General features: G+C 59.8%; 8 protein-coding genes. 1 reads left to right on the top strand and 7 read right to left on the bottom strand.

Going from position 1 to position 15,342, the window contains the following annotated elements; all coding sequences use genetic code 11:
- Positions 1-9: 9 nt before the first annotated feature.
- From deoC to IPH10_00610, 3 genes are all read right to left on the bottom strand, one after another.
- Positions 10-675: a deoxyribose-phosphate aldolase gene (deoC, locus tag IPH10_00620; protein MBK6909431.1), complete on the bottom strand. Its 666-nt coding sequence runs from the start codon at positions 673-675 to the stop codon at positions 10-12.
- Positions 676-780: 105 nt separating this feature from the next.
- Positions 781-1,425 (bottom strand): response regulator transcription factor, encoded by a 645-nt coding sequence (locus tag IPH10_00615; protein ID MBK6909430.1) that lies wholly within the window; start codon positions 1,423-1,425, stop codon positions 781-783.
- Positions 1,422-1,790 carry an Hpt domain-containing protein gene (locus tag IPH10_00610; protein MBK6909429.1) on the bottom strand — a complete coding sequence of 123 codons (369 nt, stop codon included), beginning with the start codon at positions 1,788-1,790 and terminating at the stop codon, positions 1,422-1,424. Before IPH10_00610 ends, IPH10_00615 begins: the two co-directional genes overlap by 4 nt.
- Positions 1,791-1,930: 140 nt before the next feature.
- Between IPH10_00610 and IPH10_00605 the strand changes: the two genes are divergently transcribed.
- Positions 1,931-2,752, top strand: a complete 822-nt coding sequence (locus tag IPH10_00605) for a carbonic anhydrase (GenBank protein ID MBK6909428.1) — start codon at positions 1,931-1,933, stop codon at positions 2,750-2,752.
- A gap of 75 nt (positions 2,753-2,827) precedes the next feature.
- Here the strand turns inward: IPH10_00605 and tal are convergent, their stop codons facing one another.
- The 4 genes from tal to IPH10_00585 all read right to left on the bottom strand — a co-directional run bounded on the left by tal (position 2,828) and on the right by IPH10_00585 (position 14,951).
- Positions 2,828-3,928 carry a transaldolase gene (gene tal, locus IPH10_00600; protein ID MBK6909427.1) on the bottom strand — a complete coding sequence of 367 codons (1,101 nt, stop codon included), beginning with the start codon at positions 3,926-3,928 and terminating at the stop codon, positions 2,828-2,830.
- A 24-nt stretch (positions 3,929-3,952) separates the two neighbouring features.
- Positions 3,953-4,402 (bottom strand): ribose 5-phosphate isomerase B, encoded by a 450-nt coding sequence (gene rpiB, locus IPH10_00595; protein ID MBK6909426.1) that lies wholly within the window; start codon positions 4,400-4,402, stop codon positions 3,953-3,955.
- Positions 4,399-6,399, bottom strand: a complete 2,001-nt coding sequence (tkt, locus tag IPH10_00590) for a transketolase (protein ID MBK6909425.1) — start codon at positions 6,397-6,399, stop codon at positions 4,399-4,401. Before tkt ends, rpiB begins: the two co-directional genes overlap by 4 nt.
- A gap of 125 nt (positions 6,400-6,524) precedes the next feature.
- Positions 6,525-14,951 carry a VCBS repeat-containing protein gene (locus IPH10_00585; protein ID MBK6909424.1) on the bottom strand — a complete coding sequence of 2,809 codons (8,427 nt, stop codon included), beginning with the start codon at positions 14,949-14,951 and terminating at the stop codon, positions 6,525-6,527.
- Between the last annotated feature and the right edge of the window lie 391 nt (positions 14,952-15,342).

The raw sequence follows: 15,342 nt of genomic DNA, 5'->3' as shown, positions 1-15,342 counted from the left end.
TGGCCTCGTCTATGCGCCGAGTTCCGCCAATATGCTCACGCCGCTCGATGTGCCAATGCGCTGCGCTCCAGCATCACACATCTTCTCAAAATCCGCCAGCGTGCGAATCCCCCCCGAAGCCTTCACGCGCAGCCCATGCGCTTCGACACTCTGCCGCATCAAACGCACGGCCTCGACCGTCGCGCCGCCCGGTCCGAATCCCGTGGACGTCTTCACCCACTGTGCCCCCGCCTGCACGGTCGCCTCGCACGCCGCGACAATCTGCGTCTCGTTTAGCAATGCCGTCTCCAAGATCACCTTGAGCTCCGCACGGCCCTGACAGACTTCTCGAAGTGCGCGAACATCTCGCTCAACGGTCGCAAGTTCTCCTCCGATCACACCGCCCACCCACAGCACCATGTCAAGCTCCGTTGCGCCATCATCGAGAGCAAGCCGCGCCTCAGCCACCTTGATCCGCGTGTCGTTTGCCCCCAATGGAAAACCAATCACGGTACATACACCGACCGGCGTCCCGCGCAACGCCTCGGCGCACTGCGCGACAAATCGCGGATTCACGCACACGGTCTTGAAATTCGCGTGCGCAGCCTCGCCACACAGCCGGGCGACCTGCGCCGGCGTAGCTTCCGGTTTCAGCAATGTGTGGTCAATCCGGGCGGCGATCTCGAGACGATTCATTCTGACTCCTGGTGATTTCCACGAATATACGAGTCCGCCATCAATTTCGCAAGCAAAAAAAAGCCACGAAAACTCGTGGCTCAATGTTCGCACTGACTGGCCCACTTACCCCGCCGCCGCGGCGATGCCGGCGGCATTCACTTTGGCATAATACGCCGCCTGCATCGGTTTGACTTTCGTCTCCATGCAGTCCGGACAAATCGAGTGTGAGAACTGAATATTTTCCTGGTGATCCGAGATATACTCTTCGATTTGCGACCACAAATTCTCGTCGTCACGGATCTTCTTGCAATACGCGCAGATCGGCAGGAATCCCTGCAGCATTTTAACATGCTGCCGCTCTTGTTCGAGGTCTTGAATCCGGGACGCCAGACTCTCTTGCAGCGAGATGATTCGCTTCGCAACGCGCAGCCGCGCCCTCAGTTGGTCCGGATCAATCGGTTTCACAATGAACTCGTCCACTCCTGCCAACAACCCCGCCAGCACGTCCTCCTTCTCCTGCCGCGATGTCAGCATGATGATATACGTATATTGCGATTCCGTTAGCGCGCGAATCGTTTTGACGACGGTGGGGCCTTCCATCTCAGGCATCATCCAATCCGTGATCATAATCTGCGGGCGGTGCTCAAGGAACAAGCGCAGTGCGTCCGTTCCATTGGTTGCGGACATCGCCTCGTAGCCGAATTTCCCGAGGAGCCGCAACAAAGTTCGCATCGTCATGCGATCGTCGTCAACTGCCAGTACTTTCATTCCGTCAAATCCCGTTTGATCGTAGTCAGTTCGTCCGCGACAATCGAAAATTCAACCTCCACCATGGCCACGTCCTGCTCGCTGATCATCTGGCCCAACTTGCGCACTGTATTGTCAATCTCCGCGCACAGTTGCGCCAGCGTGACCGCGCCAATATTCAGCGCGGAGCCTTTCAACGCGTGAGCAATCGCCGCGACATCCGCCATACGCTCCGCCTGGTAAGCCGCCCGCAGCGTACGGGTGCGTTCCAGTCCGTCTTCCAGCATGATATCAATTAGTTCAATTGTAAAATCCGGATCGCCAAGGCCGATTTCGTCCAGCCGTGATCGTTGAACATGGACTGAGGTTGCTATAGAGTTACTCATGCTCGGTGCAGTTGCGTCATTAGTGGCATGTGAATCGGAACGCTTTGCTGCAAGAAACACGCCGTTCCCGAGTCGAATTGACCACACTAGATTGGAACGGCCTTTGCGCCCTGGAGGGTGCTAAGTTTGGAGGAACTGAAATGTACTGGATTGCCATACTGCTTTTCTCATACGCCCTGACGGCCTGTGCCGGGGAGCATAGCTCCGCATGGACGGCGGAGCAGGCGCTCGACAGGTTGCAGAAGGGCAACGAACGCTTTGTCAAAGGCAAACCCAAAGCCTGGAACAGCGGCACCGATGTCCGTGAAAAGCTTGCCGCCGGACAGACGCCTTATGCCTGTATCATCTCCTGCGCCGACTCGCGTGTCCCGCCCGAACAGATCTTCGACGCGGGCTTAGGCGAGCTATTTGTCATCCGCGTCGCCGGCAACGTGACGCCGCGCGAAGTCATTGCTTCAGCCGACTATGCGGTAGGTCATTTAAATTGTCCCGTCGTCATCGTCATGGGCCACAGCAAATGCGGTGCAGTCGCCGCGGCACTTTCCGAATCCGAATTCGACGAACCCCTGAACTCGCTGGTCGAGGAGATTCGCCCCGTCGTCGAAGCCTGTCACGACAAGGGCTACGACGCGGACGATCTCTACGAAGGCGCGATCAAAGAAAACGCGCGCGCCGGAGCGTCCGAACTCGTCGCCGGTTCGCGAGCCATCGAGCAGGCCGTCACCGGCGGTAAATGCGTTGTTCTGTCCGCCGTCTACGATATCGAGTCCGGCGCGGTCAACTGGCAAGCCCAATACAGCGCTGTTAATTGGAAGAACGAGCCGACCGACAACTCTCACACTGAGCACGCCGCCGAAGTCAAGCCAACGCTCAGCACGCGCACGGATAAGGTGGCCTCGACCAAACGCGAAAGTGAGCATGCGGCGCGCCCCAATCCCAATAGCGCGAAGCAAAAACACTAACCGCTCCCCGTCAAAACGCCAAGCGGCAGGTCTCAATGACCTGCCGCTTTTGCTTGTTCTATCTTCGCCCCCATCTTATGCCGCGTTGCCCGCTTTCAACTTGGCGTCAATCGCCGCCAGCAGCGTGTCAAACGATTGACCGAACTTCACCACGCCATCCTCGATCAATTCAAAGGCGATCCGGTCAACGTCCACACCGAGCTCCCTCATCTCGCTGATCGTCGCACTGGCACTCTTCAGATTTCCGAACAACTTTGAGCTCGGCTTGCCATGGTCCTTGTACGCAGAAAGCGTCTGCGGCGGCACCGTATTCACCGTGTGCGGCGCAATCAACTCCTCGATATACAGCACGTCCGGATAGGCGGGATTTTTCGTCGAAGTCGAGGCCCACAACGGCCGTTGCACGCGCGCGCCTGCCTGCGCGAGCTTCTGCCACCGCGGGGATGCCGTCACCTCTTCAAAGTGCTTGTACGCCAGGCACGCATTGGCAATCGCGGCCTTCGCCAGCAGATCCTTGCGGCCCAACTTCTCAAGCTGCGCATCCGCTACCGAGTCAATGCGGCTGATGAAAAAGCTCGCCACCGATGCGATCCCGCCCAGCGCTTCGCCCTTGGCGTGCCGCGCTTCGAGCGCCGCGACGTATGTCTCCAGCACATCGCGATATTGGCCCAGCGTAAACAGCAGCGTGATGTTCACATTCACGCCCCGCGTCAAAAGTTCGCGCACGGCCGGAATTCCCGCGGTTGTGCCAGGCACTTTGATCATCAGGTTCGGACAATTCACGCGCTCCCACAACCGCAAGGCCTCGGCGACCGTCCCCGCCGTATCGTGCGCCAACGTTGGCGATACTTCCAGACTCACATAGCCGTCCAATCCCTGTGAGTCGCGATACACCGAAGCGAGCATGCCGCATGCGCGCGCCACATCAGCCACCGCCAGATTCTCAAACACCTCGCTCGCGCTCGATTTCGTGGCGATCCCCTTGCGAATGTCATCGTCGTAGTCGCCGCTTCCCGCAATCGCCTTCTCGAAGATCGTCGGATTCGACGTCATGCCGCGCAGCCCTTCAGCCACGTGGCGCTCCAATCCGCCGGAGTCCATTAACTCACGGCTGATATAGTCGAGCCACAACGACTGTCCCAAATCGAGCGTGGCCTTCATGATCGGATGACCCATCTCTATCTCCTTGTCAATAGTTTGCTACTTGCCGGCCGCTTCAATGGCGAGGACTTTGTCAAGCCGCCGTTGGTGCCGTTCCAGTCCCGAGAATTTCGCGCCGAGGAATGCGCCGAGCACTTCCCGAGCCAGCGAACCGCCGATAATGCGCGCTCCCAGACACAGCGTGTTCATGTCGTCGTCCTCGACTCCCTGCCGCGCCGAAAACGTGTCGTGACACAATCCCGCGCGCACGCCCTTCACCTTGTTCGCGGCGATGCAAGCCCCCACGCCGCTGCCACACACGATCACTCCGCGCTCCGCCCGTCCGCTCGTCACTTCCGTCGCCACGGCGCGCGCGAAATCGGGATAGTCCGCCGCCTCGGCAGTGTGCGTGCCCACATCGGTCAATTCGTGACCTTGTCCGCGCAGCCACTCTGCCAGTTCGAGCTTCAACGCATAACCCGCATGATCACATCCGATCGCGATCTTCACGCGCACTTCTCCTTGGCGGCCAGCGCCCGCTTAACGACATTTTCCGCCGTCAGTCCGAGTTTCTCGTATAGCGTTTTGTACGGCGCAGATGCTCCAAAGCGGTCAATTCCGATCACGTCTCCGTCCAACCCGACATATTTCCACCAGCACAACGATGCGCCGGCTTCAATCGCAATTCGCACCCGCACGTTCGGCGGCAAAACACTGTCACGATACGCCTGCGGCTGCGCGTCAAACAGCTCCGTGCATGGCACGGACACCACGCGCGTCGCGACGTGCCGTTCTTCGAGCATTTTCTGCGCCGCCAGCGCAATTTCCACTTCACTGCCGCTCGCCAAAAGGATGACGCTCGGCTGACTCCCCGCCGCTTCGGACAGCACGTACGCGCCCAGCTCCACGGGCACCCGCTCGCCCGCATAGTCAAGCACCGGCAGCGTCTGCCGCGTCAGGCACAACGCCACCGGCCCATTCGTGCGTTCGATCGCCGCGCGATAGCATTGCGCCGTCTCGTTGGCATCCGCCGGACGCATCGTCCAGAGATTCGGCACCGCGCGCATGTGCGTCAGATGCTCGATCGGCTGATGCGTCGGCCCGTCCTCGCCGAGGCCGATGCTGTCGTGCGTGAAAACGTACAACACTGGCAAGTGCGACAGCGCCGCGATCCGCACGGACGGCTTCATGTAATCGAGAAAGTTCATGAACGTCGCGCCGAAAGCGATGAACGGCGCGCAACTCGCCATCCCATTCAGAATCGCCCCCATGCCGTGTTCACGAATGCCAAATCGAATGTTCCGGCCATGTCGTGAGTCACGCTGGAAGTCGCCCTTGCCTTCAAGATAGGTCAAATTTGATTCCACAAGATCCGCGCTGCCGCCTACGACCCACGGCAGGTCCGTGATGGCATGGATGCACATCTCAGAGGCCTTGCGCGTCGCGAGCGGCTTATCCGTCGTCTTCCACACCGGAAGTTTGTCAGCCCATTGCTCCGGCAGTCGCCGTGACCAGAATTGCTGCCAACGTGCTTGCAAGCCCGGTTCCGCGGCAAAAGACTGTTCAAGTTCCGTCTGCCATTGCGCCTGCTGCTCTGTACCGATCTGCCGCGCTGCGCCCATGTGCTTGAACACTTCCGTCGGCACATGGAAGGACTCTTTCTCCGGCAGCCCTAACGCCCGCTTCGTCAGCGCAAGTTCCTCTTCGCCGAGTGGAGCGCCATGCACCTTCGACGTGCCCGCGCGATTCGGCGACCCGTATCCGATCTGCGTCCGGCAGCGAATCAATGTGGGCCGTTCCGTCTCGGCCAAGCCCTCGCGGATCGCCTGATCCACTTCGCCCGGATTCATTCCGTCGCACGCCAGTACCTGCCAGCCATAGCTCTCAAACCGCGCGCCGACGTCTTCGGTGAATGCAATCTCCGTCGAGCCGTCAATGGTGATCTTGTTGTCGTCATAAAGCATGACAATCGAACCCAATGCCAGATGCCCGGCCAATGACGCCGCTTCCGCCGCCACGCCTTCCATCAAATCGCCGTCCGAGCAGATGCCGAACACGCGGTAGTTAATAACCTCATGTCCCTCGCGATTGAACATCGCGGCCAGCATATCGCGTGCGATTGCCATACCCACGATATTCCCTACGCCCTGGCCCAGCGGCCCCGTCGTCGCCTCCACGCCCGGCGTCAAGCCTAATTCCGGATGCCCCGGCGTCAGACTGCCCCACTGTCGGAAGCGTTTCAGTTCCTCGATCGGCAACGGGTAGCCCGTCAGATGCAGCAGCGAATATAGCAGCGCGCATCCATGTCCCGCCGATAGCACAAATCGGTCTCGGTTAACCCAACCCGGATCCATAGGGTTATGGCGTAGATGCTTCTGATAAACGGTATAGCCCATCACTGCGGCCCCCAATGGCAACCCCGGGTGCCCCGAGTTTGCCGCTTGCACCGTGTCAATGGCCAGTCCGCGGACGGTATTGACGCATAACCGATCAAGAACCTCAGACATGAAGAGCTCCGCTCAATTGCGATAGTGAGTGCGTTTTGTAAACCAATCTGGCGCATGCACAAAGCGACGGATAGACTCCGTCGCTTTGTGCATCGTAGTTAGCTCACCCGGCCGCGGGTCAGCATTTACTTCATCAAGACCATCTTGCGGCTGGCAATGAAGTCGCCCGCCTCAAGACGATAGAAATACACGCCGCTGCCCAGCGTCGTGCCGTCAAAATTGACCACGTGGTAACCCGCGCCAAAATCAGCTTCCGCCAGTCGCGCCACCTCGCGGCCCGTCACGTCATAGACGGTCAGGCGCACGAAGTTGGCTTCCGGCAAGCCGAAGCGGATCTGCGTCGTCGGGTTGAACGGATTCGGATAGTTCGCCGACAATTCATAGTTCACGGGCACCACCGGCTGGCCGAATTGCGGTTGAATGGCGCCGCCGTCTTCGTCAATCGGAGCCAGTTCTGCGGCGTGCACATCTTCAGCAAGCGAGGACAACCAAATCTTGATCGTGCCTTCACCCGCGCCCAGAACGTCAGTGTCGCCGTCGTTGTCAAAGTCGCCGCCGTGCACGACCGATGCCTGCCACAGCGTGCTCGTGATGATATTACGGTAGAACCGGTTGTCCGTATTACGCCACCACGAAATCTCCTGATTTTCGTTGGCGGCCATCAGCAGATCGGCCCGGTTGTCGTCGTCCATGTCCACAGCATCCAGTTCGCGGGGGAACGGTACCAGCGATGTAATGTAATTCTGTTCCATCGTCGCGCCGTCCCACCATGCCACCAACGGTTCCTGCGCCACGCAGAAGTAGATATCCAGAACGTTATCTTCGTTCAGACGGGCCGCATTAATGTAGGAAGCGCCGTAGACGTCTTCCATCAATACGTGGCGAGTGAACGCTTCGCTGCCGTTATTCGACCACCACGCCAGCATGCCGCCTTCGTAAGCCGCGCCCAGCACGTCGAGGTCGCCGTCGTTGCCGATGTCGGCCAATTCGATTGAACGCGCGCCCGTGAAGTCGTTATCAATTACGAAACGCGTGAACACCTCGCTGCCGTTGTTGCGCCACCATGACACGTCGTTCGCGTCGCACGCCGCCGTCACAAGGTCCTTATCGTTGTCACCGTCGAGGTCAACAATCTTGACGTCCCGCGCTCCGGCGTAGTTGTTCGCGATCACCAATGTCGAGAATGTGCCGTTGGCGTTATGACGGAACCACACAAGCTGATTGGCGAACTGCGCGACGGCCGCGATGTCCAGGTCACCGTCGTCGTCAATATCGCCCACTTCCACCGAACGTGCGCCGTCCCAGTTCTCCACGACAACATGCGGAATGTAATCCCACGTGCCGTTGTTTTCGTACCAGATGACCTTGTCGGCGAACATACCGGCCGCCACGACATCCATGTCACCGTCGTCGTCAATGTCCGCAGGCACCGCTGACATACAGCCGAACATCTCTTCCGTAAGCGTAATCACGCCAAACGGAATCGGATTGACCGGCACGCGGTAGCCATAGGCCACGTTGGATGCCGCGCCCGTGCCGCAGCCGTTGAATGCGCGCACGCGGTACTCATATTCTTCACCCGGGGTCGCCGAGAAGTCTTCGTACGAGGTCACGTCCGCGCCGACCGTCGCGATCAATTGGGCCGGGAAGCCCCGCAGAATTTCGTAGCCCACTTCCTGCGTCACATTGTTCCACGACAGATGCACACGGTCGTTCAGATTGATCGAGGCCACCAGGTTCGTAACCGTGCCGATCACCTGCGCCGAGAAGCCCGGCGTTTGCGCCGACAGATTGCCCACGCCGCACTGATTAACGCCGCGCACCTGATAGTTGTATGTAACGCCCGGCTGCACCGCCGCGTCATTATAGAATTCAATCCCTTCCGGAACGACCGCGATCTGCGTGCCATTGCGGAAGACGTGATACGAGTCCACTACCGCCACTTCATTCCACGACACAATAACAACGTTGCACAGGCCGTCCGTCGCGTTTACGCCCGTCGGTACGCTTGGCAGCGGCACGGTCGAGCCCGGCGTCGGCGGCGTCTGCGGACCGCTGCCGCACGCGTTCGTCGCGGCCACGGTGTAGTTGTTCGTCACACCCGGATTCAGCGGCGAATCCGTGTAGGTGAACGTGCCCTGCAGCACCGTGGCGATAATCGTGCCGTTCCGGCGCACGACATAGTTCTGAGCGTGCTGCGTACCCACCCACTCCAACAGAATGGACGTACAGCGGTTGTGCGATGCCGTCAAATCGGTCACCACACCCGCCACGGGCGCTGCCTGGCCGATATCGCTGGCGCAGCCGCCTTCGCCGCACAGGTTCGAAACCGCGCACACTTCATATTCGACTGGGTTCGCCAGCGGATTGCTGTCCACAATCGAGCGCTGAACATTAATCGTGCTCGGCCCCAGTCGCTGAATAATCACGCCGTCGCGCTTGATAAGCACCGAATCTTGACCATCCACATTGTTGAATGTGAAGGTCAAAGTCACGATGCCGCAACCGTCGTCGCTGGCCCCCATCTGCGACGGACCGACCGGCGTCGGGGCGGTCCGACCGCCATCCGCGCTCACCGTCGCAATGGTATCACCCGCGGCGCATACGCGCAGCGCATGAATCTGATATGTGCTCTGCGGCCAGAGACCCATGTGGTCGTACTGCACCGCGCTCGACGGCACAAAAGCGAACGGCACGCCGTTGCGTTCGAGCCGGAATAGAGTAACGCCCGGTTGACTGTACGATTGCCATGACAGGCGCACGCGGTCACACAGGTTTTCGCTTGCGCCGAAACCGGTCACCGCCACCGGGTACGTATTCGGCGTCACCGTTTCCGTATCCGACAACGGACCAATTTCGCAGCCGTTAAATGCCGCCACTTGCAGCACGCACTGCGCGGTATCCGCCGGGCAGTAACGCAGCGATGTGACATTGGCATTCACCGTGTCCACGATCACGCCGTCGCAATAAATGTAGAAGCCGGACTCGTTTGCCACATTGCTCCACGTCAGATCAACGCAGAAGCACGGACTGGCCACGGCATTGAAGCCCGTCACCTGCGCCAGTGTCGCGATGACCGTCACGCTGTTGCTCGCCGCGGATTGAGTGCCCGCGCCGCAGACGTTAGCCGTCACAACCCGGTAGCTGAACGATCCCGCCGGCAGATTCTCGTCAATGTACGTCGTTCCCGGAGCCTGAACAATCGCGACTTGAACACCGTTGCGCAGCACGCGATATTCGCTGATCGGCAGCGTGCTCGGCGCGTTCCACGTCACCGTGACGTCGCCGCAGTTTTCGCTCGCCGCCACGTTTGTCGCCACGCCCGGCACCGTCAGGCCTTCGCCCGGCACCGCATTCCCGAGATCACCGTTGCCGCAGCTATTCGTCGCGCGCACGTTGTACGTGTGCACGCCGGTAATGTTATTATCTACATAGAAGGTCGTGTTAGCGGGCACCGTTCCAATCGGACTCAGCACATTGCCGTCACGATAGATCGAATAACCCGTTTCCGACAACTGATCGGTCCAGTTCAGGCTGATCTGGTTACACACATCCACCGACGCCACGACGCCTTGCACCACCGGCGGCACCATCGCCACCGCACCAGTCACCGCCGCGCTCTGCGCCGCATCGCCGCACGCGTTCCGCGCCAGCACCGTGTACTGGTAGGCCACGCCCGGCGCGGCCGTGTTGTCCGTATAAGTTACCGTGTTCGCCGGCACATTCTGCACCAGCAACCCGCCGTCGCGGTACACGTCATAGCTGTCTTCGTTCGTCGCATCAGTCCATGTCAAAATCACCACGGTGCAGTTCGTCGTTGTCGCCGCCAATCCGGTAACCTGCGTCGGAATCGTCCGGCGGCAACCCTCAACAGCAACCGACAACGGACCGTCACCGCCGATATTGGAACCGTTGACCGTATAACTGAAGCACTCGCCCGGCGCAGGCGTCAAGTCACAGTACGTTACAACATCCGCGCCGACCGTCGCCAACGGCTGACCGTTCCGCATGATTTCGTAGTTCGTCTCATTGGCAATGTCCGTCCACGTCAGGCAGATCTGACCGCAATCGGTCGTCGTCGCCGTCACGCCCGTCACCTGACCAAGGCTGAACACGGCCACACCTTCAACTTCATCCGACATTGCGCCGGCACCGCAAACGTTCGTCGCCGCAACAGTGTACCCGTAGGTCGTTCCCGGCGTCGCCGTCAAGTCACAGACTTCCGTCGTATTGGCCGGCACCGTGTCAATCGGCGTGCCATCGCGGTAGATGATATAGCTAAGCTCACCCGCCACGTCCGTCCAGGTCAAGCACACCTGACTGATCAAGGTCGTCGTCGCTGTTAAGCCCGTCACCTGTTCCGGCGTCTCGGCGCGCTGGCCGTTGACTTCGTTCGAGGTCGGACCTTCGTTACAGCTATTGACCGCGGTCATGTAGTACATATGCGCCACGCCGGGTAGCGGCGTCGCGTCAAAATACTGCGTTGTCGGGGCGTTGATTTCAGCCAGCAGCGTCGGTGAGTCGTCGCGATAGAGACGATAGGACACCGCGCCCGGGTAAGTCGCCCACGACACAAGAATTCCGTTACAACTATCCACCGAAGCGGATGTGACGGTCATCTGCCCCATCTGCGGCAGACGTTCACCCGTTTCACCTAGCGACGGCGCGGTCTCACCGCAGTTCACGCTGAACGCCGTCACCGTGTACTCGTAAACACCGGCCGTCGGCGAATCTTCAAACATCGTCGTTTCCGGATCGGTCGAACCGGCCAAAGCGCCGTCGCGGTAGACGCGATATTCCGTCACGTCGCCCGGAGCCGGGTCCCACGTAATCGTTATCTCATCACAACTCGTGTTCGACGCCAGCACACCCGTCGGGGCGTCGGGGCCTTCAAGCCGCGTGCCGTTGTCCGCAACACTCGGTCCGGTCATCCCGCAGACATCGTCCCACGCGCGCACGTCATAGGATGCCGTCGTGCCCGGCAGAATCGTGTTGTCCACAAATTCTGTCGTCGGCGCGATAACCGTGTCCAAAATCGTTCCCGCTCTGAACACGACATAGCCGTCGAACGTACCCGTGCTCGCTGTCCATGAAATGCGCACATCCAAACAGCTCGTGTCCGATGCGCTCACAGACGTCGGCGGCGTCGCTTCCGGCAACAGCGTGCCTGTCGTAAGCGCCGCGCTTGAGTTGTCGCAATCTTCCAAAGTCGAAAACGCCACAATCGAGTACTCATTGCTGCCCAATTCGGCGTCAACGTCCAAAAACACCCGCGTGTCATTCAGCGAACCGCCCGAGAAAATCTCAGTACCGTTGCGCAGAATCGTATAGCCGGTCTCGCCGCTCGGCTCAGGTTGCGCACCCCACGTCAGCAGTACGCCGTCGCAGCGGTCATCACTGGCCGTGAAGTCCGGCGGAGTCACAGGCAGATTGTAAATCACAGCTTGCACAGGATCCGTCAGCGAACCCACGCCGCAGATTGCGGAATAGGCCGCCACTTGCGCGTTGTACACACCGCCTGCACCGGCATAGGTGTAGCACAACGTTTCACTCGACGAAACGCCGACCGAGTCACCGTCAATGTAAACCGTATAACCGTCCAAGTCACCCGTCGCGGCCGTCCAGCAAATGGTGACCATCCCGCAATTGTTGCCGTCCTGAACTAGGTTGCCGGGAGTCCCGACCTGTTCCAACGTGCTGCCAACCGCCGCACTGCTCGGAGCGGAGTTCGTGCAGTTATTGCTGATGGCTACGACCGTGTAGCTGTGCGGGTCGCTGTCGCCGGGTGTGTCTACATACTGCAAGACGCCCGGACCGACTAATTCAATGAACGATCCGTCGCGGGAAATACTATAGCCGTCCACCACGCCGCTCGCCGCGTTCCACGCCACAGTCACGGTCGTGCACTCGTCATTCGACGCGGTCACGCCCGTCGGCACCGTCGGCGACTGCTGTACCGCCACGTTGATCACGTTGCTCGTGTCGCCGTCGCCGCACTCGTTCGTGGTGATCAGGTAAATTTCCCAAGTTGCCGGACCGTTGCCCGTCGGAATCGTTGCTGAGCTAAGCGTCGCGGCTAGCGAACCTGAGAACGTGCCGTTCACGTACAAATCCAAATTGTCCGCGTCCGCCGGAGAAGTCCAAGTAATCTGAATCGAGGCGCAATCGTCGCTCGTTCCGGCCAAGTCCACCACCGGACTCGGCACCTGATCGCGCTGCACCGTCAGTACGTTGGACGTGTCGCCGCGGCCGCATTCGTTCGCGCCCAGCGCGTAGTAAGAATGCGTGCCGTCGGTCGGAATCTCAATGCTCGAATTCCCGTTCTGGCCGAAGACGACAACCTGCTGCACCCCGTCCCGGTAAATCGCGATGGAATCGCTGTTCGCACCGACCACCCAGGTGAATAGGATCTGATCGCACGTCACATCCGACAGCGTCAGTACCGGTTCGCCCGGCAACGGCGCAAGCTGTCCGTTGTCCGGACTGCTGTCCGCAAAACCACCCGTTCCGTTGGCTCGAACGACGTAGGAATAGACCTGGCCACGCACGGCGGTCGCATCGTTGTAGCTCGTCGTATTCGCCGCCAGACCAGTCGCGATCGCCACGCCGTCGCGTCGAATGTCGTACGTCGTCTCATCCGCCGAATCCGTCCACGTTACGCGCACAAAGGTACAAATCGTATCCGACGCCGCAACATTTGTCGCCGGCGCAACCGTGACCACGCGAATACCGCTATTCCCTGCGGACACCGTACCGTTGCCGCACTCGTTGAACGCCTGCACGGTGTAAGTATACGTCACATTGGGCGTGCCACCGGTATCGTCGAAGGTCAACACGTCAGCGCCGACGCTGCCGATATTCAGACCGTCTCGGAAAATCGTGTAGCCCGTTTCCAGCGCCACGTTGACCCACGTCACGGTCACGCGGTCAGACAGATTGTCCGTCGCGTTCACGCCCGTGACAATCGCGGGCACCGGACGCTTGTAACCATTGTTCGTCGTCGGGAACGCGCTCGTTCCGCACTCGTTCATCGCCGCCACCGTGTACGTATGCACACCGGGTGTCGCGGTCGAATCATTGAAACTTAACAGGTTCGGACCAATCGTCCGTAGGTTTACGCCGTCACGCCGCACGATGAAACTGTCTTCATCCGCGCTGTTGTCCGTCCACGTCACCGCAATGTGAGAACAAAACGTCGAATCCGAAGCCTGCACGTTGCTGGGCGGGTTCGGTGGTCCAATCCGCGAACCGTTCGCGCACGACGATCTCGGCCCTTCCTGACAGGAGACCGGGTTGCCGCTGACCACTGCCGAAATCTGATAGCACGATACGGCGCCCGGCGTCGCTACGTTGTCTACAAACTGCGTGTTCGGCGGCGCTACGGTGGTCACAAAAACGTTCTCGCGATAGACGCGATAGTTCGTCGCACCGGCCACTGCATTCCACGTAACGGTAACAGCACAAGCGCCGTTACTCGCCTGCACGTTTCCCGGTGCCGCCGGCGGCTGTGCCGCCGTAGCCGGGTGGTTGGGCGTGGGCGTGCCGTGCCCGCATTCGACGTTCCAGCCCGCCACGGCATAATTCTGCGATCCCGTGAGCGAAGTAAAGACCGTATCACTGACAACCTGCCCAATATTCCCGCGCGGAGTGCGCAGCACTTCCACACCGTTCTGCAAAACACAGAAGGAGTCAATGGAAGCCACACTGGTCGGCACGCGCCAGCGCACCAACACCGCGCCGCATTGACTCGTCAACGCCGTGACCTGCACCGACGTGTCCGCCGGCGCCAAAGCCGCTTGCACACGGGTACCCGGATCAACCGCACCAGCCGACAACGCCGTGTCGCCGGGGCCGCAATCACGCGCCACAACCAGACGATACTCCGCGTTCTCCTGGCCCGGAACGGCGTTCAAATCTACGTAACTCGTCGTATTGCTCGGCACCGTCGCGATCCGCGTTCCCGAACGGAAAATGCGGAAGCTGTTGACATTCGGCTCAACGGGGTAGGTGTTCCAAGTCAAGGTCACGTCGGTGCACGAGCTGTCGGTCGCATTGAAGCCCGTGACCGGCAGCGGAGTCGTACAATCGCCGCAGCTCTCGTTTACGCACGTCATCGTCAATTCAACCTGACTGAAACCCGGCTGGATCGCCACCACCTGCGACCGCCACTGCCGCGCTTGGCCCGGCACGCACACACGCACCCAGAACGTGTTCGGCACGGGCTGATTCGCCGCGAACGTAAACGCCGGATCGGTGTAGAAACCACCCTCGCAACCAAGGTAGTCAATGCCGTTCATCGCGATCGAATTCAGGTTCGCGGAGTCCGGTCCCGCGCCCACCGGCACCAACTCGTCGGCGGCGTCAATACCGTTGTTATTGCGATCCCAGAAAATCTCGACCGTCGTCGTCCCGTCCGGCAGAATCGTTCCACCGTCGCACTCCGTCGTCAACGGCGGATTACAAATGTAGTACAATACGCAATTGAACTGCGCCTGAGCCAAGCCCGCAGAGAACAACAGGCAAGCGGCCATCAACATCGTTTTCAGTTTCATCACATCACCTCCACAGTGGCTATCGGCGCTCGGAACGAGCCGGAGCGGAACTCGTTGGTCGTCCGCATGGTTTTGGAACAGGGGTAGGGAGTCCGGTCGCCTGTTAGGCAACAGGCCGTTCGGGCACGCACGGTGGCTGCCCGGGCGACCATGATATCAGGTGTCCGCGCCATGTCTTGCAATTCCTCGCTCAGGTTTTTATCTTCCAATGATTTAAACAATGCAGAACCCGGGAATCTGTTAGAGATTCCATGCAGGGCTTAGTAAGATAACCATTTCTTATGAAGCAGTCAACTCTTCCGACTCCGCAAGTTCCACGAAAAACAACCCTTGCCGAACCTTTTGACCCCATGCGCCAACCTTCTCAAACCCGCCCGAATCACGCCCTTTG

The organism is bacterium (assembly GCA_016702305.1).
Lineage (GTDB): Bacteria > Electryoneota > RPQS01 > RPQS01 > RPQS01 > JABWCQ01.
This window is presented reverse-complemented; position numbering and strand designations above follow the sequence as displayed.

What these genes read in the sequence shown, in the direction of transcription:
- IPH10_00610 (MBK6909429.1), bottom strand. Translation starts at nt 1,790, where the DNA reads ATGAGTAACTCTATAGCAACCTCAGTCCATGTTCAACGATCACGGCTG.
- deoC (MBK6909431.1), bottom strand. Translation starts at nt 675, where the DNA reads ATGAATCGTCTCGAGATCGCCGCCCGGATTGACCACACATTGCTGAAA.
- IPH10_00585 (MBK6909424.1), bottom strand. Translation starts at nt 14,951, where the DNA reads ATGAAACTGAAAACGATGTTGATGGCCGCTTGCCTGTTGTTCTCTGCG.
- IPH10_00605 (MBK6909428.1), top strand. Translation starts at nt 1,931, where the DNA reads ATGTACTGGATTGCCATACTGCTTTTCTCATACGCCCTGACGGCCTGT.
- IPH10_00615 (MBK6909430.1), bottom strand. Translation starts at nt 1,425, where the DNA reads ATGAAAGTACTGGCAGTTGACGACGATCGCATGACGATGCGAACTTTG.
- tal (MBK6909427.1), bottom strand. Translation starts at nt 3,928, where the DNA reads ATGGGTCATCCGATCATGAAGGCCACGCTCGATTTGGGACAGTCGTTG.
- tkt (MBK6909425.1), bottom strand. Translation starts at nt 6,399, where the DNA reads ATGTCTGAGGTTCTTGATCGGTTATGCGTCAATACCGTCCGCGGACTG.